The organism is Azospirillum sp. FG154 (assembly GCF_057809575.1).
Genome location: NZ_JBMDKF010000005.1, coordinates 19,630 through 43,149, shown reverse-complemented (window position 1 = coordinate 43,149; position 23,520 = coordinate 19,630). Strand labels below are relative to the sequence as shown.

The following is a 23,520-nucleotide window of genomic DNA, read 5'->3' as shown; positions in this document are numbered from 1 at the left end:
GGTTGGGCGGGACGACGCCAGCGTGGATTGATCGGTCGCATGGTTTCAGGATGGGCGAGCAACGTCACATACGTTGCGTATGTGGACGTATCTCTCATACGGAACGTATGTCAATGGGCGCGCGGCGCGCGTGCGCGCTGAAAGGAGACGAGCATGGCGGGTGAGCGACGCTCCAAAATGATGGAGGAAACGCGCGGAAAGCTGATTTCAGCGGCGCGTCACGTCTTTGCTGAAAAAGGCTACGCGGCCACCTCGATGGATGACCTGACGGCCATGGTGGGGCTGACGCGGGGCGCGCTGTATCATAATTTTGGCGACAAACGGGGGCTGTTGCTGGCCGTGGTCAATCAGATTGACGGAGAAATGGCGGCCCATGCGGCGGCGGTCGGCGGTCAGGTCGGCAATGGTTGGGACGCCTTGATGGCGGAGGGCGTCGCCTATATCGAAATGGCGCTGAAGCCAGAGGTTCAACGCATCGTTTTGCTTGATGGTCCCGCCGTCCTTGGCGATCCGTCGCAGTGGCCGAGCCAGAACAATTGCCTTCAGGCGACGTTGCGGAAGGTCGAAGACCTGATGGCGCAAGGAATCATCAAACCAATCGACGCGGAAGCGGCGGCCCGTCTTTTGAGCGGAGCCGCCCTCAACGCCGCCCTCTGGATTGCCGCAAACGACCATCCGCAGGATGTGCTCGCAAAGGCCGTTGAAGCGTTTCGGTGCTTGGCGGAAGGGCTGCTGGCGGTTCGGAACTGACGGAACCTCTCCTCTGGACGTTGGTGCGGCGTCACCTGTTCGCATCAATGTCCGCAGGATCAAGGAGGGTTAGGATGCGCTGTCGCCGCGCGGCCCGGCTGTGGCTATAGTGGGGGCATGTTCACGCTTTCCGCCCCGCTGCTGCTGCGCGCCTACGCCGCCGGGATCTTCCCGATGGCCGAAAGCGCCGACTCGAAAGAGCTTCACTGGTTCGACCCGGAGCGGCGCGGCATCTTGCCGCTCGACCGCTTCCACGTCGCGCGCAGCCTGCGCAAGACGGTGCGGCGCGGGGTGTTCGAGGTGCGTTGTGACAGCGCCTTCCGCACGGTGATGGAGCTGTGCGCCGAAACCACCGAAGACCGTCCCAAGACCTGGATCAACGACGACATCGTCCGGCTTTACACCGAACTGTTTCAGGCCGGATTCGCCCACAGCGTGGAATGCTGGCGCGACGGGCGGCTGGTCGGCGGGCTGTATGGCGTGTCGATTGGCGCGGCCTATTTCGGCGAAAGCATGTTCAGCCGCGAGACCGACGCCAGCAAGGTGGCGCTGGTCCATCTGGTGGCGCGGTTGCGGGCGGCGGGCTTCACCCTGCTCGACACCCAATTCGTCACCGATCATCTCAGCCATTTCGGGGCGGAGGAAATCCCGCGCGCCGAGTATCACCGCCGCCTGAACGACGCGCTGGAGCGGCCCACCCGCTTCGCCGCCGTCGATCAGACCCAGGCGGTCGCCGCCCTGCTGGACGGCGCGCCGCTGTAAAACCGTTACGCTGTAACGCCGTTACGCCGCCAGCGGGTGAAAGCGCCCGCCGGTCATCGGCGTCGGCACGCCGGTGGTCGCCGGTTCGCTGAGCGGCAGGCCCAGGCGGCTGCGCACCGCCAGATAGCCGAAGGCCTGCGCCTCCAGCGCGTCGCCGTCCCAGCCCACCGATTCGACCGCCGCCACCGGCGCGCCCAGCCGTTCGGCCAGCATCGCCATCAGCGTGGCGTTGCGCCGCCCGCCGCCGCAGACCAGCCAACCGACCGGGGCGGCGGGCAGATGGGGGACGATGCGGGCGACCGATTCGGCGGTGAAGGCGGTCAGCGTCGCCGCGCCGTCGGCCAGCGACAGACCGGCGACCGGGGCCGGATCGAAGGCGTCGCGGTCGAGCGATTTCGGCGTCGGCAGGCTGAAATAGGGGTGGGAGAGCAGGGCCGCCAGCGCCGCCGCGTCCACCCGGCCCGTCGCCGCCAGCGCGCCGTCGGCGTCGAAACGCCCGCCGCCATGGCGCAACACCCAATCGTCGATCAGCGCGTTGCCTGGCCCGGTGTCGCAGGCGACGACGGCCCCGTTCCCGTCTTCGCCAACCCAGGTTGGCCCAACCCAGGTGACGTTGGCGACGCCGCCGACGTTCAGCACCCCCAGCGGGCGCGGCAAGCCGGTGGCGAGCGCGCGGTGGAACAGCGGGACCAGCGGCGCGCCCTGACCACCCGCCGCCACGTCGGCGCTGCGGAAGTCGTTGACCACGGCGATGCCGATGGCCGCCACCAGCCGCGCGCCATCGCCGATCTGCCAAGTCCGCCGCTGGTCGGGCGCGTGGTGGATGGTGTGGCCGTGGAAGCCGATCAGATCGACCGAGGCGGGGGCGACCCCGGCTTTGTCCAGCACATGGCGCGCCGCGTCGGCGTGGGCGTCGGTCAAGGCGCGCTCCACCTCCGCCACCGGCCCCTTGCCGCCCAGACAGCCGCGCAGGGCGGCGCGGAAACCATCCTCATAGGGAATGGTGACGAACGCCATCGGCTCCACCCGCGTGATCCCATCGGTGCGCAGCAAGGCGGCGTCAACGCCGTCCATCGAGGTTCCGCTCATCAGCCCAATCACGGTGCGGATGGTCATGGGATGCTCCGTCGATCAAAGGTGAGGGGTGGTTGAGTTTTGGTTTCAGGCGCCAATGAACGCAGATGAAGGCGCCAAAAACCCCGTCCCCATCAGCGCTTCACAAGCGCCTCACGCTGGCTCCACGCGATCAGCCGCCGCGCCGCTTCGGCGATGGTCGCTTCCGATCCGGCGAAGCTGAAGCGCAGGAAGCGGCGTCCGCGCGCTGGATCGAAATCAATGCCCGGCGTGCAGGCGATCCCGGCGTCGTCCAGGATTTGCTTGGCCAGCGCCTCGCTGTCGTCGGTCATCGCCGACACGTCGGCGTAGATGTAGAACGCGCCGTCCGCCGGGGCGAGGTTGCTGAATCCGGCCTTCGGCAACTCTTCCAGCAGCAGCGCCCGGTTGCGGGCGTAACGGGCGATGTGGCCCTCCAACTCGTCCGTGCAGGCGAAGGCTTCGACCGCCGCGATCTGGCTGATGGTGGGGGCCGAGATGAAGAGGTTCTGCGCCAGACATTCGACCGAACGGATCAGATCGTCCGGCACGATCATCCAACCCAGCCGCCAGCCGGTCATCGAGAAGTATTTCGAGAAGCTGTTGACCACCAACGCCTGCTCGTTGATCTCCGCCGCCGTCACCGCGTCGGTTCCATAGGTCAGGCCGTGGTAGATCTCGTCCGACACCATGCGCACGCCGTTGGCCTTGCACCAGTCGGACAGCGCGGTCAGCTCCTCGCGGCTCAGCATCGTGCCGGTCGGGTTGGCCGGGCTGGCGACGATCAGGCCCTGGACCGGCGGATCAAGCTGTTCCAACAGGTCAATGGTCGGTTGGAAGCGGTGCTCCGGCCCGGTCGGCAGTTCGACCGGCTCCACCCCGATGGCGGTCAGCGTGTGGCGGTAGGCCGGATAGCTGGGCGAGGCCATCGCCACCCGGTCGCCCGGATCGAACGCCGCCAGAAAGCCAAGCTGAAACGCCCCCGACGAGCCGGTGGTGACGACCACCCGGCTCTCCGGCACGGCGACGCCGTAGCGGTCCCGATACCATTGGGCGATGGCGGCGCGCAGCGGCGGAATGCCCAGCGCCCCGGTGTAGCCCAGCGGATCGCCGCCCGTCAGCAGCGACGCGGCCTTGTCCAACACCGCTTTTGGCGCGCCGGTGGAGGGTTGGCCGACCTCCATGTGCAGCACCTCGCCCCCGGCGGCTTCCCGCTCGGCGGCGGCGCGCATCACTTCCATGACGAAGAAGGGCGGAATCGCGCCCCGTTTGGACACTTTCGGCTGCTTGCTCATTCTCATTCGTCTCTGCAAAAACCCGATCAACGCTCGCGCACGGTTTCAACGACCACGGCCAAGCCGTTGCCGCGCGGATCCGTACCGGATTGGCAATCGCGGAAGCCGTTTTCAATGGAAACCTGGCAGGCCACCAGATTGACCCGCCCCGGCGCGGTCGCCGGGCGGTTGGCGAGAATCGCGTCGCCCAGCGCGCCGTCCAACGCGGCGGGCAAGGCCGCCGTCAGCACCGCCATTGGTCCCGCCGCCGGACCGTCGTCGCCGTTGGCCGTGCCGACCCCGGCGAACAGGGTGCGGCCGACGATGGCGTTGGTCACAAGGGCGGGCGTGCCGAAACCGCCGCGATCCACCCCTTGGGCCGCCAGAACGCCGGTGCCGACGATGCTTCGTCCGGCGCCAAAGGGCGCGCCCTGGGTCAACGCGCAGGCCACGCCGTTTTCCTCCCGGTCGATCACCATCAACCCAGCCCCGGCGGCGGTCGCCCCCTGGCCGGTGGCGCCAAGCGCCGAGGCGACGCGCGCGGCGCGCTGGGCGGGCGGCAGATCCGCCGCCGCGTTCCACGCCTGGACCAGAGCCGCGCCCGAGTCGGGCAGATCGGTGTCGGGCAGATTCAACGACACCAGCCCCAGCGGAACCGAGCGGGCGCCGGTCACGCGCGGCTGATAAGCCCGCAAGGCCGCCGGATCAATGCCCAACCCCTGCGCCACAACCGTCGCCAGCGGGCCGCTGTAGAACGCGCCAACGCCGTTGCGCCGCAGGATCGACAGGGTGGCCGACAGTTCGGGCTGGCTGACCAGCGCGCCGACCGCCGGAACCGCGCCGCCGACCAGGAAATGCTTGCGCAGCTCCGAATCCGGAGCCAGACGGTTGCCGAAGGCGGCCAAATCCTGCGTCAACGCCCGGCTGACCCCTGGCGAGAATTGCGCCAACTGCTCCGCCGGGGAGACGACTTGCTCCCAACGCTGGTTTCCCGCCAGCGCCTGCACCGCGTAAAGGCCGCGCAGCATGGTCGGCATCGCCACCCCGCCGGCGCCCGCCGGGCGCGGCAGGAAATCGACCGTGCGCGCCTGCTTCTTCGTGGCGTCGAACAGCACGCAAACGCCGCCGCCCGCCAAACCAACGCGCGACGGCAGGCTGGCGGTCATCGCCAAGGCCATGGCGGCGGCGGCGTCGCCCGCCAGCCCGCCCTGAAGCAGCACGTCGCGCCCGATGGCGGCGGCGCGCGGTTCGTCGGCGATGACAAAACTTTGCACCAGGGCGTTGGTCTTGAACTTGGTGTTGACGCAGCCCGTCAGCAGTGATGCAGCTATGGCAATCGCGCCCGCGCGTCGCCACATTCGCAAGCTGGACGCCGGGCGCCGTCGCGCGGGTGTCCGTTCACAAGAGCCGGAGGTCGTCACGGTGCGCAAGCCCAGCAGGCTGGTTTCGGTCGTCGCCATCATATCCGTGTTGGTCGTGTCGCTGGTGGGGGGAGCGCCACCCGCACAGGCGCAGCGTCGGCCAGAGATGCAAATCCTCAGCGACGCCGAGACGGACCATATCATCCGCAAGATGGCCCGGCCAATCTTCCAGGCGGCGGGCATCGACCCGGAGGCCGTGACCATTCTGTTGGTCAATGATTCGACCCTGAACGCCTTCGTCGCCGGGGGGCAGAACATCTTCCTGCACACCGGCCTGTTGCTGAGCGTCGACGACGTCGGCCAGTTGCTGGGCGTCATCGCCCATGAAACCGGCCACATTTCCGGCGGGCATCTGGTGCGCGGGACCGACGCGATGGAGAACGCCTTTCTCTCTTCGCTGGTCGGCATGGGGCTGGGCATCGCGGCGGGGGTCGCCGCCCGCAACAGCAACGCGGGAATGGCCGGAGTCATGCTGGGCCAGCATCTGGCCGAACGGAATCTGATGGCCTTTTCCCGCACGCAAGAAGCGTCCGCCGACCAGGCCGGATTGTCCTATATGGAGCATGCGGGCCTGTCGTCGATGGGCATGCTGACCTTTCTGGAAAAGCTGGGGGTCGGCGAACCGCTGTTGAACGACCGCGACGCGGGTTATCGCTTGACCCACCCGCTGACCCGCGAACGCATCGAGGCGGTGCGCAACTTCATCGAAAAATCCCGCTTCACCAAGCTTCCCACCCCGGCCAGCGTGAACGAGGATTTCCGCCGCATCCAGGCCAAGCTGACGGCCTATCTCGACCCGCTGGGGGCGCTGCGCCGCTACAAGGCCGACGACCGCAGCCCGGTCGCCCGCTATGGCCGCGCCTACGCCTATTTCCGCCAGGGCGACGTGAAGCAGGCCGCGCCGCTGGTCGATGGGCTGATCGCCGAGGAGCCGAAAAACCCCTATCTGCACGAGATGAAGGGCGATCTGATGCTGCAAACCGGGCGCGCCGCCGACGCGGTCGCCCCCTACCGCAAGGCGGTGGAACTGGCTGGGAGCGAAGCGGGCGTCATCCGCGTTTCGCTGGCCCACGCCCTGTTGGAGCAGCATGATCCGAAGTTGGCCGACGAAGCGCTGAAAAACCTGCAAATCGCCTCGAAGTCACAAGCCCAATCCGCCTTCCTCTGGCGGCTGACGGCGCAAGCCTGGAGCATGAAGAACAACCCCGGCATGCTGGCCTACTCGACGGCGGAAGAGGCGCTGGCGCGCGGCGATCTGCCGATGGCCAAGGCGCAGGCCGAACGCGCCGAAAAACTCCTGCCCGCCGGGTCGCCCGGCTGGCTGCGCGCGCAAGACATCCGGGGGCAGACGGGGGCGTTGGACAAGCCGAAGTGAAGGGCATGGGTCGCGTTGGGATTCTTGGGTGACAGGATGTCGTGTTGAGTTTATTTTGTGACACCGATGAACACAGATGGACACAGATGAATAGAGACACAGATAAATGAAAATTGATGATGCTTTCTCCGGCGCGCCGCTGGTCGAATGAGGGTCATCATTATTCATCTGTGTTTATCTGTGTTCATCGGTGTCAAAATCCCTCGAACCCCACGCGTCACGCAACGGTCATCCAACCGACCAACGCCCGTCACGCACAGTTGCTATGCCGCCAGGAACGATCATCCGCACACCCGGATGTGTCCTTCCTCTTGCGGAAAGCCTGTCCCATGCTCACCCCCCGTCACCTGCGTGACGCCCTGTGCGCCACGGCGGTTCTCGCCCTTCTGTCAGCGACTCCGGCGCGCGCGGAGGGCGCCACCCGTTTTCCCGCCACGCTGGCCGGGCACGCCGCTTTGCCCGCCGCGACTCTGGCGCAAGCCCCGGCGGACGCCGGGCCGCTGTTCGCCACCGCCGGGAAATTCACCGCCCCCGACCGCAAGCGGGTCGAGACGCTGGGCAGCCTGATCGCCACCTCCTTCGCCGCCAATCCGAAGGCGCCGCGCCAGACTGAGATTGGTCTGCCGGTCGCCGGGCAAGCGGTCCAGGGCTTTTCCGCCGTCGTGCCGCAGGGCAAGGACGTCTTCCTGACGCTGACCGACAATGGGTTCGGCTCGAAGGTCAATTCGGTGGACGCGCTGCTGATGGTCCATCGCGTGAAGGCCGATTGGGCGACCGGCGCGCTGAACCGCGAAGACACGCTGTTCCTGCGCGACCCGAACAAGAAAGTTCCCTTCGCCATCGTCAACGAGAACACGACCAGCCGCTATCTGACCGGCGCCGATTTCGATCCGGAATCGTTGGTGGTCCAGAACGACCGCCTGTTCATCGGCGACGAGTTCGGCCCCTACATTCTGGAACTGGACCGCGACGGCGTGGTTTTGGCGGTGCATGAGACGCTGGTGGACGGCAAGCCCGCCCGCTCGCCCGACCATTACCGCAACGGCGGGCTGCCCAACATCCCCGGCGCGGTGTCCTTCGAGGTTCGCCGCTCGCGCGGGTTCGAGCCGATGGGCGTGTCGCCCGACGGCAAGACCCTGTATCCGGCGCTGGAAGGCCCGCTGTGGAACGCCGAGGCCAAGGCCTTTGAGAACAAGGACGGGCGCCTCTACACCCGCGTTCTGGAGTTCGACGTCGAAAAGCGCGCCTACACCGGGCGGTCGTGGAAATATCTGTTGGAGGACAACGCCAACGTCGTCGCCGACATGGCGATGATCGACGCGGGCAGCGCCCTGGTGATCGAGCGCGACGACGCCACCGAAGGCGCGAAGTCCCAGGCCTGCAAGGGCGAGATCAAGCCCGACTGCTTCAACGCCCCGGCCAATTTCAAGCGGATCTACAAGATCGACATCGCCGGCGCCGACGCCGACGGCTTCGTCCGCAAGATCGGCTACATCGATTTGACCGACATCGCCGACCCCGACCACAAGGCGCGGATCGGCGAGCCGTCCGACCGCTTCGTCATGCCCCATCTGGGGCCGGAGGGCGTCGGGATCGTCGACGCCGAGCACATCGTCGTGGTGAACGACAACAACCTGCCCTATTCGACCGGCCGGACCATCGGCAAGGCCGACGGCGACGAAATCGCCCTGCTGAAGGTTGGGGAGTTGCTGCGCGCCCGCTGATAGCGCTTGTTCCGCCACAATTGTCGGTACAGTGTGGGCGGCTTTCGTCGTCTTCGGAGACCGCCCACCATGCCGTCGCTGTTTCGTTCCGCTCTTCTCGCGCTGCCTGTCGCCGCTCTGGCCCTGACCACGACGGTCCTGACCCCGACGACAGCGCAAGCCCAATCGGCGGCGATGGACGACGCCCAACGCGCCGCCATCGAGACCGTGATTCGGGATTATCTGATGAAGAACCCGGAGGTCATCCTCCAGGCCGTCGAATCGCTCCAGCAGCGTGAAAAGGTTGCGGAAGCGGAACGAGCCAAGAAGGCTCTGGCCGAAAACCAACAGGCACTGACCCGCAACGCCGCCGATCCGGTGGCGGGCAACCCGCAGGGCGACGTGACGGTGGTCGAGTTCTTCGATTACCAGTGCGGCTATTGCAAGGCCGTCCAGGCCGACGTCCAACGGCTCATCAAGGACGACGGCAAGCTGCGCTTCGTCTTCAAGGAGCTGCCGATCCTCGGCCCGGCGTCGGTCATCGCCTCCAAGGCGGCCTTGGCCTCGCGCGCGCAGGGCAAATATCTGGAATTCCACAACGCCTTGATGGCCCAGCGCGGCCAGATCGACGAGGACGTGGTTCTGCGTCTGGCCAAGTCGGTCGGTCTCGACACCGACCGTCTGAAGAAGGACATGGAAAGCCGCGACGTCCTGTCGGTGATCGCCGCCAACCAGACCCTGGCCGAAAATCTCGGCATCCACGGCACGCCGGGCTTCGTTTTCGGCGGCGATCTGGTTCCCGGCGCGATCAAGCTGGAGGACATGAAGCGTCTGGTCGCTGCCGCGCGCAGCAAGAGCTAAAAAGGGTCGTTCCATGACCGGAATGGAAAATCCTCCCAAGATCCCCCCGAAGATCGTCGTCTTCGACATCGGGCAGGTGCTGATCGAATGGGATCCGCGTCACCTCTACCGCGACCTGTTCGACGGGTATGAGGATCTGATGGAGGATTTCCTCGACAACGTCTGTTCCCCCGCCTGGAATCTGGAGCAGGATCGCGGGCGCCCCTGGGCCGAGGCGGTGGCGCAGTTGACCGCCGAGCACCCGGATTGCGCCGAATTGATCCGCGTCTATGACGAGCAATGGGAACAGATGGTCCCCGGCCCGATCCCCGGCACGCCGGAGATTCTGGCCGAACTGAAGGCGCGCGGGGTTCCCGTCTACGCCATCACCAATTTTTCCGCCGACAAATTCGTCCTGTCGCAAAAGCGCTTCGACTTCCTGAACGGCTTTGACGGAATCGTTGTGTCCGGGATCGAAAAAGTCATCAAACCGGATCCGAAAATATACCGGATTCTACTGGATCGTTACGGACTCGACGCGGCGGATTGCCTGTTCATCGACGACAATCCCGACAATGTCGAAAGCGCGCGGTCCGTCGGCATGACGGCGCATCATTTCGCGGGCGCCGAAGCCCTGCGGCGGGATTTGGAAGGGTTCGGGCTGCTGTAACGCCGCCCCTTCACTCCGCCGGTTGCTTACTCTGTGACCGCTTCGCGGTCGGCGGCGGAGTTGTAGGCGTAGGTCTTCCAGGTCGGCTCGTAACTGTCGTCGGCCTGGTTGCCCCACACCGCCCAGTTGGGGCGGGCGCCGCGCGCGAACATTTCCAGATAGGGGCCGGGGCTGCACGCCTCGATCAACTCATACTGTTCATCGGGCTTGCGGCTGTGCTCGCGCTTGCGGGTGCTGATGCAATTGACCTGGGTGCGGCCCGGCGGCAGGGTCCGCGCGTTCTTGCCGCGCACGCCGAACAAAATCAGTTCGGTGACGTTGCGAAAGTAGAAACCGACGCCGCGCCCGTCCGACCCGCCATCCTTGCGGATCTTGTGCCAGACCAGATTGGTCTTGTACTCGAATCCCCAGGCGCTCATCACCTGCAAGCCTTCGGGCAGCAGGGCGTTGGGCACCCACAGATAGAGATGCGCGGTGGGGGCGGCGATGTCGGCGACCGGCAGCGCGCAAATATCCTCGATGGTCATGGTGCCATAGCGGGACAGGCGACGGTGTTCCGGGGCCATCTTGCCGGTGCGGTTGACGAAGCGCCAAGGCGGGTCCGCCATCACGGTGGCGAAACGCCGGTCCCCGGCGAAGGACACGAGATCCGTGGCGGGATCCTGCGCCGTCGTCACCGTCGTCGTCGTGTCGCTCATCGCGTCCTCAAACTTCCTGAATAGCGGACGGCGGAGCCAAACACAGCGGACGCCCCCGCCATCGTCTCACCGTTGAAGGGGTGCAAACTCGCACGCAGGCGCCACCCCGTCAACCATCGCTCGTCGGCCTCTGGCGCGCGCGAAACACGCATACCCGGTTAATCACCCGCCTCGTCAATCGGTCGTCGTTTCGACAAAGCGCCGCAGCGCGCCGCGATCGGCCACCGTCACCGCCCCGCCTTGGGTGTCCACCCCCACCGCCCGCAGCTTGGCCAGCGCGCGTGAGAAGGTTTCCGGCTGCATTCCCAGACGGCGGGCGACCAGCGCCTTGTCGAACGGCAGGGCGAAGTTGGCCGCCCCCTCTCCCACAGGGCAGAAGCGCAGCAGAAAGGCGGCGACCCGCTGGGGCGCCGGTTGAACCTGAAGCTGTTCAATCTGCGACACCAGATCCCGCAGCCGCAGCGACAGCGATCCCAGCATGCCAAAGGCGATGCGCTCATCCTCGCGCAAACAGCGGGCGAAGCCGTCGGCGGTCAGCGTCATCACCCGCCCATCGGTCACAGCCTCGGCGCAGACCGGAAATTTGCCGTCGGCGAACATCGCCGCTTCGGCGAAGCTTTCCGCCGGGCCGATGACGTGGACCACCGCCTCCGCCCCCTCGCGGGTCAGGCGGAACAGCTTCACCCAGCCATCGAGCAGCACGAAAAAACGATCCGCCGGTTCATCCTGCACAAACAGCGTCACGCCCCGCGCCACGGCGCGCACCTGCGCCACCCCGGCCAACAGCGCCAACGCCCGATCCGACAGCTTGGCGAACAGCGGGATGGCCCGCAACGCCGCGACGTCCTGCGCCGACAGACTGTGGGGCGGCAGGGCGCGGGCGGGTGGATTGGACGTTTCGCTCATGTCTCGCTCATGGGCCGGATGATCCCGAGTCGGGGTTGAAAAGCAGCCGCGTCTTGGACCAGAAGGCCCCGAACGCCCCGCTGCGGGCCAGCATCCACAGATTGACCGTCATTCCCACCGCATCCGACAGCATTCCCGGGGCCGAACCGATAAGGAGACTGTGGGTGAACCAACAGGGCAAGGCCAGCGCCATGAACAGACGAAAGCGCGTCCCCCCCGTTTGATAGCGCGCCACACTGACCAGGGCCAGCGCCAGCGCGGCGAACAGCGACAGCCAACCGGTCCAGGTGATCGCCATCAATCCAGCGATGACCGGCAGAATCATCAGATACACGACGCGGAAATTTGGCCGCGTCCCCAACGGAATCGCCGCCAGCCCTTGCAGAATGGCCAGCAGATTCAGAACCGCCGCGGTTAATCCGCCCAACAGCCAAAAATGAATCATGAAGCAAAAGGACGGCGCAAGCTGGGCCAGAAGAATGCTCACCCGCCCCCGGAACAGGGGCCAGACCATACCCCCCAACGTGCCAAGATAGCCGATGAGTTGGGTCGGAGAGAGATCAATCGAAAGATCGAACATCGGACTCACGCGCCAATCATCGGTTGCGTCAGCGCGCTGACCGCGCTGGGCGACGCCACCGCGAAACTCTCCAGTGGCGCCCCGCCACGTTGAACACCGCCGTGCCCAGAGACAAAAACGCACGGCGCACCCTTTCGGGACGCCGTGCGCCTAACCCGACGCGAACGCCGGTAAACGCTGGTCCGCCAAGGCGACGCCCGCTCTTACGAACGAAGGGCCGCCATGGCGTCAACCCAGAGCCGAGACCTTAGAGGTACTCGACCTTGCCAGCTTCCGGACCCTTCTGGCCCTGGCGAACGGTGACGCGCACCTGATCGCCTTCCTGAAGGGTCTGCATGCCCGAGCGGCGCAGCACGTTGACGTGAACGAACACGTCCTTGCCGCCGGTGCTCGGCGTGATGAAGCCAAAGCCCTTGTCGGCGTTGAACCACTTCACGGTGCCGCTGACTTCCTCGCCGCCGCCGCCGGCGTCGTAGCCGCCACGGTCATAGCCGCCACGGTCGTAACCGCCACGATCAAAGCCGCCGCCACCGGCGCCAGCGCGCGGCGGACGGGGGGAGCTTTGCGCCGTGGAGGCGTCAACCGAGTGGATGGAAGCGACCTGCGGTCCCTTGGGACCACGGGCCAGATCGCAGGAGATGGTGGTGCCTTCGTCAAGCGCGTCATAGCCAGCGGCCTGAACCGCAGAGACGTGCAGGAAGGCGTCGGGCGAACCGTCCTCAGGCGACACAAAGCCGAACCCCTTGGTGGGGTTGAACCACTTCACGGTGGCGGTGACGTTGGACTTGGTGATCTCGGGAGCGCGGAAGCCCTGGCGGGGCGGGCGGTCGAACATGTGTCTTCAAGCTCATAGAGTGTGCCGAAGATCCTTTGTCACAGGGATCCGACCATCCGTCAAGCCCGCCAAAAGAAAGAAGACTGATTCTCTTTCATTTGTCGCAGGCGCCCTGTTGATGCTGCGTCGCACAACAACAGATTGCCCACAATCACGCCAGGGCGGAAGACGCCGCGACGCGGGTTACACCATCGCCGCGCCCAACGTCGGATAATCGGTGTAACCGCGCGCGTCGCCGCCGTAGAAGGTCTTGCTGTCCGGCTCCGCCAGCGGAGCGTCGATTCGCAACCGCTCGATCACCGGGCTGTAGGTCGCTTGCGGGTCGCTTTCCTGCGCGTCGTTGCTGGGGCTGAGCGGCGACAGGCGGATGCCGACGCGGTCGACGCCGATCTCACCCACCACGGCGTCCAACACCTCGAACAGGAAGCGGGCGCGGTTTTCGACGCTGCCGCCATAGGCGTCGGTCCGTTGATTCGTGCCGTCGCGCAGGAACTGGTCGATCAGATAGCCGTTGGCCGCGTGAACCTCGACCGCGTCGAATCCAGCGGCCACCGCGTTGCGGGCGGCGATTCGGCAATCCTCGACGATGCCGGGCAACGCGTCGATCTCCAGCGCGCCCGCGCGGGCGAAGGGGCGTCTCCTCTCCCCCCGCGCGGGCTTACGCGCGATGGTCAGACCGGCTTGACCAGGACGTGGCGCTTCTTGCCCGCGCTGAGCTTCACCGCGTTGTCGGCGTTCAGATCGGCGGCGCTGGCCTTGGCGGCCTCGTCCGACACCGTGGCGTCGTTCAGCTTGATCCCGTTGCCCTTGATGAGACGGCGGGCCTCGCCCTTCGACGCCGCCAGACCGGCGGAGACCAGCAGATCGACCACAGCGATTCCGGCGTCCAGATCGCCGCGCGCGATCTCAATGGTCGGCAGCCCCTCGGCGGCGGCGCCCTCCTCGAACGCCCGGCGGGCGGTTTCAGCGGCGTCGCGCGCGGCCTCTTCGCCATGGGCCAGCGCGGTGACGGCGTTGGCCAGGATCTTCTTGGCCTCGTTGATCTCCGCGCCGGGCAGGCTTTCCAGCCGGGCGACCTCGTCCAACGGCAGTTCGGTATACAGGCGGAGGAAGCGGCCGACGTCGGCGTCCTCGGTGTTGCGCCAGTACTGCCAGAAATCATAGCTGCTGAGCTTGTCGCCGGTCAGCCAGACCGCCCCCGCCGCCGTCTTGCCCATCTTGGCGCCCGACGAGGTGGTGAGCAGCGGCGTGGTCAGACCGAACAGCTCCGCCCCGTCGGCGCGGCGGCCCAGCTCGACGCCGTTGATGATGTTGCCCCACTGGTCGGATCCGCCCATCTGCAAGGCGCAGCCCAAGCGCCGGTTCAACTCGACGAAATCATAGGCCTGGAGAATCATGTAGTTGAATTCGAGAAGCGTCAGCGACTGTTCCCGGTCCAACCGCAGCTTGACCGAATCGAAGCTCAACATGCGGTTGATGCTGAAATGACGGCCAACGTCGCGCAGCATCTCGATGTATTTCAGGCCGTCCAGCCAATCGGCGTTGTTGACCATCACCGCGTCGGTCGGGCCGTCGCCGAAGGTCAGGTAACGGCCAAAGATGCGCTTGATGCCCGCCATGTTGCTGGCGATGACCTCGTCGGTCAGCAACTGCCGCGCCTCGTCGCGGCCCGACGGGTCGCCGATGCGGGTGGTGCCGCCGCCCATCAGAACGATGGGCTTGTGCCCGGTCTTTTGCAGCCAGCGCAGCATCATGATGGGCAGCAGGCTGCCGACATGCAGGCTGTCCGCCGTGCAGTCGAAGCCGATATACGCGACGATCGGCCCCTTTTGCGCCCGCTCGTCCAAGGCGGCGAGGTCGGTGCATTGATGGATGAAGCCACGCTCTTGCAGCGTGCGCAGGAAATCCGAGGAGGGGGTCGTCGTCATGGTGGCCGCAATCCGGCTGTCGTTGGAAAGAAATGGTCGCGTCTGTTACCATGGAACGTCCACAGCCTCAATCGGCGCGGGCGACGTGGTTTTTTTTGGGACGCCGCTGAACACAGACCGTCCTGTGTTTGGGTGGGCGCCGCCCATCTGGCGACCACTCATCCCCGGTCATTTGTGTTTGTCAGCGTTCATCGGAGACAAACCCCGCCGATTTGGTCATGAGCAAACCGGGTGACGAGCATTTCCCAGCCTCACCCGGCGTACCGGATCTCCAGGACTTCCAGCTTTTCCACCCCCGCCGGGGTTCGCACCTCGACCACGTCGCCTTCGCGGGCTTTCAGCAGGGCGCGGGCGATGGGGGAAATCCAACTGATGTGGCCATGGTCGGAATCAACCTCGTCCACGCCAACGATGGTGACGGTGTTTTCTGAATCATCCTCGCGGGCGTAGGTCACGGTCGCGCCGAAAAAGACCTGTTCGCGGTTTTTCTGGTCTTGCGGGTTGACCACGCTGGCCGATTCCAGCCGTTTGTTGAGAAAGCGGATGCGGCGGTCGATCTCGCGCAGGCGCTTTTTGCCATAGAGATAGTCGCCATTCTCGGAACGGTCGCCGTTGCCCGCCGCCCAGGACACCACCTCCACCACCTTTGGCCGCTCGACGCGCAGCAGATGGCGCAACTCCTCCTGCATCCGCTGGAAGCCGGGCGGCGTCATGTAATTTTTCAGTCCCTTGGGCAGCGGTTGCGGCTCTTCCAACTCCTCGTCGTCGTCGGGATTGTCGTTCTCGCGGGTGAACGCCTTGCTCATGATCGGGCCTGACAAACAGAAGCGGACGGGGGAAACGGAAAAGGCGCCTTTCGGCGCCTTTCCCTCACTCATGGTGCTTCGCCGTTTGGCTTAGCGCCGCCACCAACCCCGGCGGGGCTTTTCGGCGGACGCCTCGGCGCCGGACGTTTCAGCGACCGGGGTTTCGACCACAGGGGCCGGAGCCTCAACCACCGGAGCCTCAACCGCTGCCGGAGCCGCCGGGGCTTCGACCGGCGTCTCGACGGCGGTCTTGCGCTTGCGGGCCGGGGCCTTCTTGGCCGGGGCCTCTTCGGCGACCGGGGCCTCGGCAGCCTTGGCGGGAGCCTTGCGGCGTCCCTTGGGGGCCGGGGCCACGTCAACCGCCGCCGCCGGAGCTTCGACCGGCGTCTCGACGGCGGTTTTGCGCTTGCGGGCCGGGGCCTTCTTGGCCGGGGCCTCTTCGGCGGCGACCGGGGCTTCAACGGCCTTGGCGGGAGCCTTGCGGCGCCCCTTCGGAGCCGGGGGTTCAACCGTCGCCGCCGGGGCTTCGACCGGCGCCTCGGCGGCGGTCTTGCGCTTGCGGGCGGGCTTCTTGGCCGGAGCCTCATCAACGACGACCGGGGCCGGAGCCTCGTTCACCGCCGCGACCGGCGCTTCGCTGGTCGGGGCGAGGATTTCGTCGAAGTCGATGACGTCCAGGGCGGGGGCCACCGCGACCGGCGCCACCGCGACCGGCGCCGTGGCGTCGGTCACGTCGTCGGTCGCGGATTCGGCGGGCGCCGCCTCATCCGTGATTTCAGAGCCGTCGCGACGGGTCCGCCGACGGCCGCCGCGCTTGCCGCGACGGCGCTTCTTGCGACCGTCCGCGTTGCGGTCGTTCGCCTCATCGCCACCCTCGTCTTCGCCGTCCTCATCCTCGTCGGCCTCGGCGTCATTCTCGGCGTCGCCGCCATGTTCGCTGACGGCGTCGGTCGGGATGCTGACGGGGAGTTCGGCGGTTTCGTCGGCGGTCTCAGCTTCGACGTCGCTGTCGGCTTCGCCGTCCGCAGCGGTCTCGCCACGGCCATCCTCGCGTTCGCCACGGCCACGACCGCGACGACGGCGACGGCGGCGGCGGCGTTCGGCGGCTTCGGCGGTTTCCGCCGCGCCTTCGGGGGCGGCGGCGCTGTCAACCTCGTCCTCGGCCTCGACCGCTTCGGCGACGTCAACCTCTTCGACGACGTCGTCAACCGGCTCGGCGGCCAGCGCGCGGTCGGTTTCGGCCATCGCGCGGTCGGCGCTGACCAGCGGACCATCCTCGTCCGGCAGACGGGCGCGGTTGCGCTCCAGCCGGTGATCGGGGGCGATCAGCGTGTCGTCGGCCTGGACCATGACGTGGAAGCCGTGACGCTCCTCGATCTTGGTCAGTTCGGCGCGCTTCTGGTTGAGGATGTAGAGCGCGATCTGCGTCGGCACATAGATGGTGATCTCGGCCGACCGCTTGCGGATGCCCTCTTCCTCGATGGCGCGCAGGATGTGCAGCGACGCCGATTCGACGGAGCGGATGACGCCGGTGCCCGAGCAGTGCGGGCAGCGCTCGAAGTTGGTTTCCAACAGCGACGGGCGCAGACGCTGACGCGACAGCTCCAACAGGCCAAAGGCGGAGATCCGGCCAAGCTGGATGCGCGCCCGGTCGTTCTTCATCGCCTCCTTCATCCGACGTTCGACCGAGGCGTTGTTGCGCGCCTCTTCCATGTCGATGAAGTCGATGACGATCAGACCGGCCAAATCACGCAGACGCAACTGGCGCGCCACCTCGTCGGCGGCCTCCAAATTGGTCTTGTAGGCGGTTTCCTCGATGTTGCGCTCGCGGGTCGATTTCCCGGAGTTGACGTCGATGGAGACCAGCGCCTCGGTCGGGTTGATGACGATGTAGCCGCCGGAGCGAAGCTGCACCACCGGGCTGTGGATGGCGTCGATCTGGGTTTCCACCTGATAGCGGTGGAACAGCGGGATCGTGTCGTCGCGGTATTGCTGCACGCGGCGGGTGTGGCCGGGCATCAGCATGCCCATGAACTCGCGCGCCGTGCGGAACCCAGCCTCGCCCTCGACCCAAATCTCGTCGATGTCGGCGGCGTAGAGGTCGCGGATCGACCGCTTGATGAGGTTCGCCTCTTCATAGATGAGGCAGGGGGCCGACGACTTCAGCGTCTGTTCGCGGATGTCGTCCCACAGGCGCAGCAAATATTCCAGATCGCGCTTGATTTCCGGCTTGGACCGCTCCAGACCGGCGGTGCGCAGGATGACCGCCATGCCGTCGGGAATGTCCAGATCGGACAGGATTTCCTTCAGGCGCTTGCGGTCCGCCGGGTTGGTGATCTTGCGGGAGATCCCGCCGCCCCGCCCGGTGTTGGGCATCAGCACGCAGTAGCGGCCCGGCAGCGACAGGTACGTGGTCAGCGCGGCGCCCTTGTTGCCGCGCTCTTCCTTCGTCACCTGCACCAGCATGACCTGGCGGCGCTTGACGACCTCTTGGATTTTATAGCTGCGCAGCGGACGGGCGCGGCGGCGTTGAACCTCCTCGACCTCTTCCTCTTCGTCGCCGCCCAGCACGTCGGGGTTTTCCGGCGGGGCGACGTCGTCGCCATGGCCGTTGGCCTCGTCGGAGCCTTCGGCGCTCATCGCGTCGTTGTCGCCCGAGTCCGGGGCGATCGGCGAGGGCATCGGCGAGGATTCGTCGACCACCGGCTCGGGGCGCACCGGCTCGGCCATCACGGCGCCGTCGGCGGCGGCTTCGGCGCGCGCCTCGGCCTGCTCGTCCAGGCGGCGCTCTTCAGCCAGAAGCGCTTCGCGGTCGGCGACCGGGATGCGGTAATAGTCGGGATGAATTTCCGAGAAGGCGAGGAAGCCATGGCGGTTGCCGCCATACTCCACAAAGGCCGCCTGAAGCGAAGGCTCAACCCGCGTGACTTTCGCGAGGTAGATGTTGCCCTTCAATTGCTTGCGGCTGGCGATCTCAAAATCGAGTTCTTCCAGCCGATTTCCACTCACCACGGCGACCCGGGTTTCTTCCGGGTGCGTGGCGTCCACCAGCATGCGCTTGGCCATACACGTTCCTCAACGACGCGATCCCGGCTGACCCGCGCGACCGACAGGGCCGCCTGGAGGCATCGTCTGTTGTGGGCGAAGCGTGCGGCGCAGGGACCGGCGCCGTCGAACGGCGCTGATAAAAGCAGCCAGGACGGGTCGGTCGACAAGCGCCGGGCGGCGGCCTTGCAGCCGCAACCAGCTTCGAGGTTTCGTCCTCTCACCGGCAATCCGAACGCGTCACCCAACGACAGGCTTCCGGCTTGGCTGCCGGTCAGAGCCTGTTGCTCGCGGGCGACGCCGCAAATCCTTGAACCATGAGCCTTGATCGGATGATCGGAACGGCGTGGGTTCGAGGAACTGGCGAATTGCGGTTTGTCGCAGCGATACCATAGACAAGAGATCCGCCGTGCACAACGCGGAAATATGACGATTCGCCGGGCGCCGACGTTTCGTCGAGTCGGGGCTGTTTCCCTTCCCATCCGGTGTGGCAGGAACGGCGCCCCGGCGTGAAAATCACGCCGCTCCCCATCGTCCACGTTGAGACTGTCGTTGGGGCTGGCTATAGGTGAAGGGAGTGACGCGTTTTTCCGGTGCCTCGTGGAGTTCATGCCGCCCCTGACCCGCCATCTCCATTCTGTCGCCCTCGGGGCGGGCAGGGCGGGCGGGCGTGTGCTTGGCGCGCTGTTGCTGGCGGCTGTGATGGCGGCGTTGGTCATGGCGGGCGCCGCGCGGGCGCAAACCACGGCCTTTCTGCCGTCGCTCACCCCGCCGACCAAAGCGGCGGTGGTCGACGCCCGGCTGGGGCTTCATCCCGATAAGACGCGCTTCGTGCTGGAACTCAGCGACGCGGTTTCCTTCACGGTGACGGCGCTGGCCAAACCCTATCGGATCATCGTCGATCTGCCGGACGTGGCGTGGTCCGGCGGCGGCCTGCCGATGGAAGGCAAGGGCATTGTCGCCCGCTACAGTTACGCCACGCCGACGCCCGGCGTCCTGCGCATCACCTTCGAGACGGTCGGCCCGGCCAAGGTGCGCGAGGCTTACACGATACCGCCGCGCGAGGGGCGCCAAACACGCTTCGTCCTCGACCTGGAACGGGCCTCGCCGGTGGAGTTCCAACGCTTGGCCGCCGTTGCGCCGCCGACGCCGAAGCATCCGACCGAACATGTGGGCCGGAGCGAGGGGAAGGGAGCGTCGGCGCCGGGGTTGGCCCTGTCCGCCCGACCGCCGCCAGAACCCGATGAGCCGCCGTCGGCCCAACTCATCCCCGCCGCGTTGCCGATGGCTCCGCCCAGCGTCACGGCGCCGGTAAAGCCTCCGCCTCGGGCCGAAAAACCCTTGGCCGAAAAGCCCTTGATTGTCCTGGATCCTGGTCATGGCGGTCCCGATCCCGGCGCCATCGGGGTGGGCGGTCTTTATGAAAAAGACATCACGCTGGCCGCCGCCCGCGAGGCCAAGCGCCAGTTGGAGGCGACGGGCCGCTACCGCGTGCGGCTGACTCGCGACAAGGACGTGTTCATCCGCTTGCGCGACCGGGTGGCGATCGCGCGCGAGGCCGAGGCGGACCTGTTCATTTCGCTGCACGCCGACAGCATCGGCAGCGGCGAGATGCGCGGGCTGTCGATTTACACCCTGTCGAACAAAGCGTCCGACCGCGAGGCGGAAATGTTGGCCGCCAAGGAAAACCGCGCCGACGCCATCGCCGGGCTGGATCTGTCGGGGGAAAACGATCTGGTCGCCAGCATCCTGATCGATCTGGCCCAGCGCGACACGATGAACCACTCCACGCGCTTCGCCAAAATCGCCCTGGAGCATTTGGGGCGCGAAGTGAAGCTGATACCCAGCAAGCCGCACCGGCAGGCTGGTTTCGCCGTGCTGACCGCGCCCGACGTGCCGTCGGCCCTCATCGAAATGGGGTATCTGTCGAGTCGCCAGGACGCCAGCCTGCTGACCACCGCCGACCACCGCGAAAAGCTGGGCCGGTCGCTGGCGCGGACCATCGACGCCTATTTCAAGTGGTTGAGCGGCGCCAAGGCGGGGTGATCGCCCCAGTCGGGCGTCCTGCGCGTTTGAAAAAATTTCTGCCCTCTGCGTGACACATTGTCCTGGCATGTCGGGAATGGGGGCGCGCATCCGGGCCGCATGATGATAGGATGCGGCGTCTTATGGGGCGCTTCAAAGCGGGCTGCGGCGGTTTTTCAACCACTGTGGGACGCGAGCGCCCATTTTGTCGTGTGCGGACGGTGTTTCCCGTCGGTCTTCTTGGGATTGGTCATGCGCCTTCTTCTGTCTTTGCTGATGGGTTTGGTGATGCTGGCGCTGGCGGGCGCTGGCGGGTTGGTTTTCCTGCTCGACCATTACAATCAGGATTTGCCGGATTACACGAAGCTGGCCAACTACCAGCCGCCGGTGACGACCCGCGTCCACGCGGGCGACGGGCGGCTTCTGGCCGAATTCGCTTCCGAACGGCGAATTTTCGTGCCGATGGACGCGATGCCGCGCCGGGTCGTCAACGCCTTCATGTCCGCCGAGGACAAGAATTTCTACGAGCACAAGGGCGTCGATCCGACCGGCATCCTGCGCGCCGTGCTGATGAACGTCGAAAATCTGGGGCGCGACCGCCGCCCGGTCGGGGCCAGCACGATCACGCAGCAGGTCGCCAAGAACATGCTGCTGACCAACGAGGTGTCCTTCGCCCGCAAGATCAAGGAAGCGATCCTGGCGATCCGCATCGAGCGGGCCTTCACCAAGGACCGCATCATGGAGCTGTATCTCAACGAGATCTTCCTTGGTTTCCGGTCCTACGGCGTGGCGGCGGCGGCGTTGAACTACTTCAACAAGGCGCTGGACGAGTTGGAGATCGAGGAGGTCGCCTATCTGGCGGCCCTGCCCAAGGCGCCCAGCAACTACCACCCCGAACGCCAGCGCGACGCCGCCATCGCCCGGCGCAACTGGGTGATCGGGCGCATGGCCGAAGACGGCTACATCACGGCGGAGGAGGCCCGCGTCGCCCAGGCCAAGCCGTTGGTGGTGCGCAAGCGCGACGAACAGGACATGGTGACGGCGGAGTATTTCGCCGAAGAGGTCCGGCGCGAGTTGGTCAAGCTCTACGGCGAGCAGGCGCTGTATGAGGGCGGGTTGTCGGTGCGTTCCTCGATGGATCCGCATCTTCAGGCGGTGGCGACCAAGGCCTTGCGCGATGGGTTGGTCGCCTATGACCGCCGCCACGGCTGGCGCGGCCCAGTCGGCAAGATGGAGAGCTTTGACGCTTGGCCGAAAAAGCTCGCCGCCATCGCCCCGCCAGCGGGCAGCGAGGGGTGGAAGTTGGCGGTCGTGCTGAAAGACGATCTGGCCGACGGGTTGGACATTGGCTTGGCTGACGGCTCGCGCGGCAAGATTCCGATGAGCGAATTGCGTTGGGCGCGCGCCTTCAAGGATGACGACGCGCTTGGCCCGGCGATTCGCAAGCCGTCGGACGTCGCCAAGCTGGGCGATCTGCTGTTGGTCGAGCCGACCACCGGCAAGGACGACAAGGGCAAGGATCTGGGGGCCGGCAGCTTTTACGCGCTTCGCCAAATTCCGGCGGTGCAGGGCGGGTTGGTCGCGTTGGATCCGCACACGGGCCGCGTGCTGGCGATGGTCGGCGGCTTTTCTCCGCACATGAGCGTGTTCAACCGCGCCACCCAGGCGATGCGTCAACCGGGATCCTCCTTCAAGCCCTTCGTTTATTTGACCGCGCTGAATCAGGGGCTGACGCCGTCCACCCTGGTGATGGACGCGCCCTTTGAGTTCAATCCCGGCGGTGGGCAACCGATCTGGCGCCCGGAAAATTACAGCGGCCAATTCTATGGTCCGACGCCGTTGCGCGTCGGCATTGAGAAGTCGCGCAACGTCATGACCGTGCGTCTGGCCCAGAACATCGGCATGGACAAGGTCAAGGCGCTGGTCGAGAAATTCGGCATCGTCGACAATTTGCACCCCTATCTGCCGATGGCGCTGGGCGCGGGCGAAACCACGGTGCTGCGCCTGTCCACCGCCTACGCGATGCTCGCCAACGGCGGCAAGCGGGTTGTGCCGACCTTCATCGACCGCATCCAGGACCGCAACGGCAAGACCATCTTCCGCCACGACGCCCGGCCTTGCGCCAATTGCGCCGCGCCGACGTGGCGGGACGGGTTGGCGACGCCGGCGATTCCCGACAACCGCGAGCAGATCAACGATCCACGCACCACCTATCAGATTGTTTCGATCCTGGAGGGCGTCGTGCAGCGCGGCACGGCGACGGCGCTGCTGTCGCTCGGCAAACCGCTGGCGGGCAAGACCGGGACGACCAACGACAGCAACGACGCGTGGTTCATGGGCTTCTCGCCCGATCTGGTGGTTGGCACCTACATCGGCTTTGACCAGCCGCGTTCCCTGGGGTCGCACGAAACCGGCGGATCGGCGGCGGTCCCGGTCTTCAAGGAGGTGATGACGGAAGCCCTGAAGGACCGCCCCGCCACCCCCTTCCGCGTGCCGCCCGGCTTGCGTCTGGTGCGGGTCAATCCGGCGAACGGCCAGTTGGCCCAGCCCGGCGACCGCAAGGCGATCTGGGAAGCCTTCCTGCCCGGCACCGAACCCAACCCGGATCGTCCGCAAATCGTGCTGGACGGCTCGGCCAACGCCAGCCCGACGGTGATCGGCGATCCGTCCGCCCCGCTCGACCCGTCGGCGGGGGCGGCCCCGCCAGCGGCGGCGGCGCAGGGGACCGGCGGGCTGTATTGAGCGTTTCCGGCGGAAGAACCGCCGAGGAAAGGGGGTGCATGCGGACGGCCAAGCCGTTACACATGCAC

General features: G+C 66.4%; 19 protein-coding genes. 8 read left to right on the top strand and 11 right to left on the bottom strand.

Annotated features, from left to right (window positions below):
* Positions 1 to 153 precede the first annotated feature (153 nt).
* Complete coding sequence (locus ACODS4_RS07455; protein WP_488862236.1) at positions 154 to 750, top strand: TetR/AcrR family transcriptional regulator; 597 nt, start codon at positions 154 to 156, stop codon at positions 748 to 750.
* A 117-nt stretch (positions 751 to 867) separates the two neighbouring features.
* Positions 868 to 1,512 (top strand): leucyl/phenylalanyl-tRNA--protein transferase, encoded by a 645-nt coding sequence (gene aat, locus ACODS4_RS07450; protein ID WP_488862234.1) that lies wholly within the window; start codon positions 868 to 870, stop codon positions 1,510 to 1,512.
* A 21-nt stretch (positions 1,513 to 1,533) separates the two neighbouring features.
* Here the strand turns inward: aat and ACODS4_RS07445 are convergent, their stop codons facing one another.
* The 3 genes from ACODS4_RS07445 to ACODS4_RS07435 all read right to left on the bottom strand — a co-directional run bounded on the left by ACODS4_RS07445 (position 1,534) and on the right by ACODS4_RS07435 (position 5,152).
* A complete protein-coding gene (locus tag ACODS4_RS07445) occupies positions 1,534 to 2,628 on the bottom strand; it encodes an anhydro-N-acetylmuramic acid kinase (protein WP_488862232.1) in 1,095 nt (364 codons plus the stop codon).
* Between the two features lie 92 nt (positions 2,629 to 2,720).
* Positions 2,721 to 3,899, bottom strand: a complete 1,179-nt coding sequence (locus tag ACODS4_RS07440; protein WP_488862230.1) for a pyridoxal phosphate-dependent aminotransferase — start codon at positions 3,897 to 3,899, stop codon at positions 2,721 to 2,723.
* Between the two features lie 26 nt (positions 3,900 to 3,925).
* Positions 3,926 to 5,152 (bottom strand): gamma-glutamyltransferase, encoded by a 1,227-nt coding sequence (locus ACODS4_RS07435; RefSeq protein WP_488862228.1) that lies wholly within the window; start codon positions 5,150 to 5,152, stop codon positions 3,926 to 3,928.
* 55 nt (positions 5,153 to 5,207) lie between these two features.
* On the opposite strand from ACODS4_RS07435, the gene ACODS4_RS07430 reads away from it, so the two are divergent.
* The 4 genes from ACODS4_RS07430 to ACODS4_RS07415 all read left to right on the top strand — a co-directional run bounded on the left by ACODS4_RS07430 (position 5,208) and on the right by ACODS4_RS07415 (position 9,887).
* On the top strand, positions 5,208 to 6,674 hold the full coding sequence (locus ACODS4_RS07430) for a M48 family metalloprotease (protein WP_488862226.1): 1,467 nt from the start codon (positions 5,208 to 5,210) through the stop codon (positions 6,672 to 6,674).
* Between the two features lie 329 nt (positions 6,675 to 7,003).
* A complete protein-coding gene (locus ACODS4_RS07425; protein ID WP_488862224.1) occupies positions 7,004 to 8,398 on the top strand; it encodes an esterase-like activity of phytase family protein in 1,395 nt (464 codons plus the stop codon).
* A gap of 69 nt (positions 8,399 to 8,467) precedes the next feature.
* Positions 8,468 to 9,238, top strand: coding sequence for a DsbA family protein (locus ACODS4_RS07420; protein ID WP_488862222.1), 771 nt, complete (start codon positions 8,468 to 8,470; stop codon positions 9,236 to 9,238).
* A 13-nt stretch (positions 9,239 to 9,251) separates the two neighbouring features.
* Positions 9,252 to 9,887 carry an HAD family hydrolase gene (locus ACODS4_RS07415; RefSeq protein ID WP_488862220.1) on the top strand — a complete coding sequence of 212 codons (636 nt, stop codon included), beginning with the start codon at positions 9,252 to 9,254 and terminating at the stop codon, positions 9,885 to 9,887.
* 26 nt (positions 9,888 to 9,913) lie between these two features.
* Here ACODS4_RS07415 and ACODS4_RS07410 read toward each other — a convergent pair whose 3' ends face one another.
* The 8 genes from ACODS4_RS07410 to ACODS4_RS07375 all read right to left on the bottom strand — a co-directional run bounded on the left by ACODS4_RS07410 (position 9,914) and on the right by ACODS4_RS07375 (position 18,706).
* On the bottom strand, positions 9,914 to 10,585 hold the full coding sequence (locus ACODS4_RS07410) for an MT-A70 family methyltransferase (protein ID WP_119832056.1): 672 nt from the start codon (positions 10,583 to 10,585) through the stop codon (positions 9,914 to 9,916).
* Positions 10,586 to 10,759: 174 nt separating this feature from the next.
* Positions 10,760 to 11,491, bottom strand: a complete 732-nt coding sequence (locus tag ACODS4_RS07405; protein ID WP_488862218.1) for a Crp/Fnr family transcriptional regulator — start codon at positions 11,489 to 11,491, stop codon at positions 10,760 to 10,762.
* 7 nt (positions 11,492 to 11,498) lie between these two features.
* Positions 11,499 to 12,071, bottom strand: coding sequence for a YgjV family protein (locus ACODS4_RS07400; RefSeq protein ID WP_488862216.1), 573 nt, complete (start codon positions 12,069 to 12,071; stop codon positions 11,499 to 11,501).
* A 247-nt stretch (positions 12,072 to 12,318) separates the two neighbouring features.
* Positions 12,319 to 12,906, bottom strand: coding sequence for a cold-shock protein (locus ACODS4_RS07395; protein ID WP_298374275.1), 588 nt, complete (start codon positions 12,904 to 12,906; stop codon positions 12,319 to 12,321).
* A gap of 183 nt (positions 12,907 to 13,089) precedes the next feature.
* Positions 13,090 to 13,503 (bottom strand): oxidoreductase, encoded by a 414-nt coding sequence (locus tag ACODS4_RS07390; protein WP_488862213.1) that lies wholly within the window; start codon positions 13,501 to 13,503, stop codon positions 13,090 to 13,092.
* A 74-nt stretch (positions 13,504 to 13,577) separates the two neighbouring features.
* Complete coding sequence (gene tyrS, locus ACODS4_RS07385; protein WP_488862211.1) at positions 13,578 to 14,834, bottom strand: tyrosine--tRNA ligase; 1,257 nt, start codon at positions 14,832 to 14,834, stop codon at positions 13,578 to 13,580.
* A gap of 251 nt (positions 14,835 to 15,085) precedes the next feature.
* Entirely contained in the window at positions 15,086 to 15,640 is a 555-nt protein-coding gene (gene greB / locus ACODS4_RS07380) for a transcription elongation factor GreB (protein ID WP_488862209.1), read from the bottom strand.
* 90 nt (positions 15,641 to 15,730) lie between these two features.
* Positions 15,731 to 18,706, bottom strand: coding sequence for an Rne/Rng family ribonuclease (locus tag ACODS4_RS07375; RefSeq protein WP_488862207.1), 2,976 nt, complete (start codon positions 18,704 to 18,706; stop codon positions 15,731 to 15,733).
* A gap of 588 nt (positions 18,707 to 19,294) precedes the next feature.
* Between ACODS4_RS07375 and ACODS4_RS07370 the strand changes: the two genes are divergently transcribed.
* A complete protein-coding gene (locus tag ACODS4_RS07370) occupies positions 19,295 to 20,731 on the top strand; it encodes an N-acetylmuramoyl-L-alanine amidase (RefSeq protein WP_488862205.1) in 1,437 nt (478 codons plus the stop codon).
* A gap of 231 nt (positions 20,732 to 20,962) precedes the next feature.
* Positions 20,963 to 23,452, top strand: a complete 2,490-nt coding sequence (locus ACODS4_RS07365) for a penicillin-binding protein 1A (RefSeq protein WP_488862203.1) — start codon at positions 20,963 to 20,965, stop codon at positions 23,450 to 23,452.
* Positions 23,453 to 23,520: the final 68 nt, after the last annotated feature.

Bases quoted from the DNA above. Each gene is read 5' to 3' on its own strand.
- ACODS4_RS07455 (WP_488862236.1), top strand. From the start codon at position 154: ATGGCGGGTGAGCGACGCTCCAAAATGATGGAGGAAACGCGCGGAAAG.
- aat (WP_488862234.1), top strand. From the start codon at position 868: ATGTTCACGCTTTCCGCCCCGCTGCTGCTGCGCGCCTACGCCGCCGGG.
- ACODS4_RS07445 (WP_488862232.1), bottom strand. From the start codon at position 2,628: ATGACCATCCGCACCGTGATTGGGCTGATGAGCGGAACCTCGATGGAC.
- ACODS4_RS07440 (WP_488862230.1), bottom strand. From the start codon at position 3,899: ATGAGCAAGCAGCCGAAAGTGTCCAAACGGGGCGCGATTCCGCCCTTC.
- ACODS4_RS07430 (WP_488862226.1), top strand. From the start codon at position 5,208: ATGGCAATCGCGCCCGCGCGTCGCCACATTCGCAAGCTGGACGCCGGG.
- ACODS4_RS07425 (WP_488862224.1), top strand. From the start codon at position 7,004: ATGCTCACCCCCCGTCACCTGCGTGACGCCCTGTGCGCCACGGCGGTT.
- ACODS4_RS07420 (WP_488862222.1), top strand. From the start codon at position 8,468: ATGCCGTCGCTGTTTCGTTCCGCTCTTCTCGCGCTGCCTGTCGCCGCT.
- ACODS4_RS07415 (WP_488862220.1), top strand. From the start codon at position 9,252: ATGACCGGAATGGAAAATCCTCCCAAGATCCCCCCGAAGATCGTCGTC.
- ACODS4_RS07410 (WP_119832056.1), bottom strand. From the start codon at position 10,585: ATGAGCGACACGACGACGACGGTGACGACGGCGCAGGATCCCGCCACG.
- ACODS4_RS07405 (WP_488862218.1), bottom strand. From the start codon at position 11,491: ATGAGCGAAACGTCCAATCCACCCGCCCGCGCCCTGCCGCCCCACAGT.
- ACODS4_RS07400 (WP_488862216.1), bottom strand. From the start codon at position 12,071: ATGTTCGATCTTTCGATTGATCTCTCTCCGACCCAACTCATCGGCTAT.
- ACODS4_RS07395 (WP_298374275.1), bottom strand. From the start codon at position 12,906: ATGTTCGACCGCCCGCCCCGCCAGGGCTTCCGCGCTCCCGAGATCACC.
- tyrS (WP_488862211.1), bottom strand. From the start codon at position 14,834: ATGACGACGACCCCCTCCTCGGATTTCCTGCGCACGCTGCAAGAGCGT.
- greB (WP_488862209.1), bottom strand. From the start codon at position 15,640: ATGAGCAAGGCGTTCACCCGCGAGAACGACAATCCCGACGACGACGAG.
- ACODS4_RS07375 (WP_488862207.1), bottom strand. From the start codon at position 18,706: ATGGCCAAGCGCATGCTGGTGGACGCCACGCACCCGGAAGAAACCCGG.
- ACODS4_RS07370 (WP_488862205.1), top strand. From the start codon at position 19,295: ATGCCGCCCCTGACCCGCCATCTCCATTCTGTCGCCCTCGGGGCGGGC.
- ACODS4_RS07365 (WP_488862203.1), top strand. From the start codon at position 20,963: ATGCGCCTTCTTCTGTCTTTGCTGATGGGTTTGGTGATGCTGGCGCTG.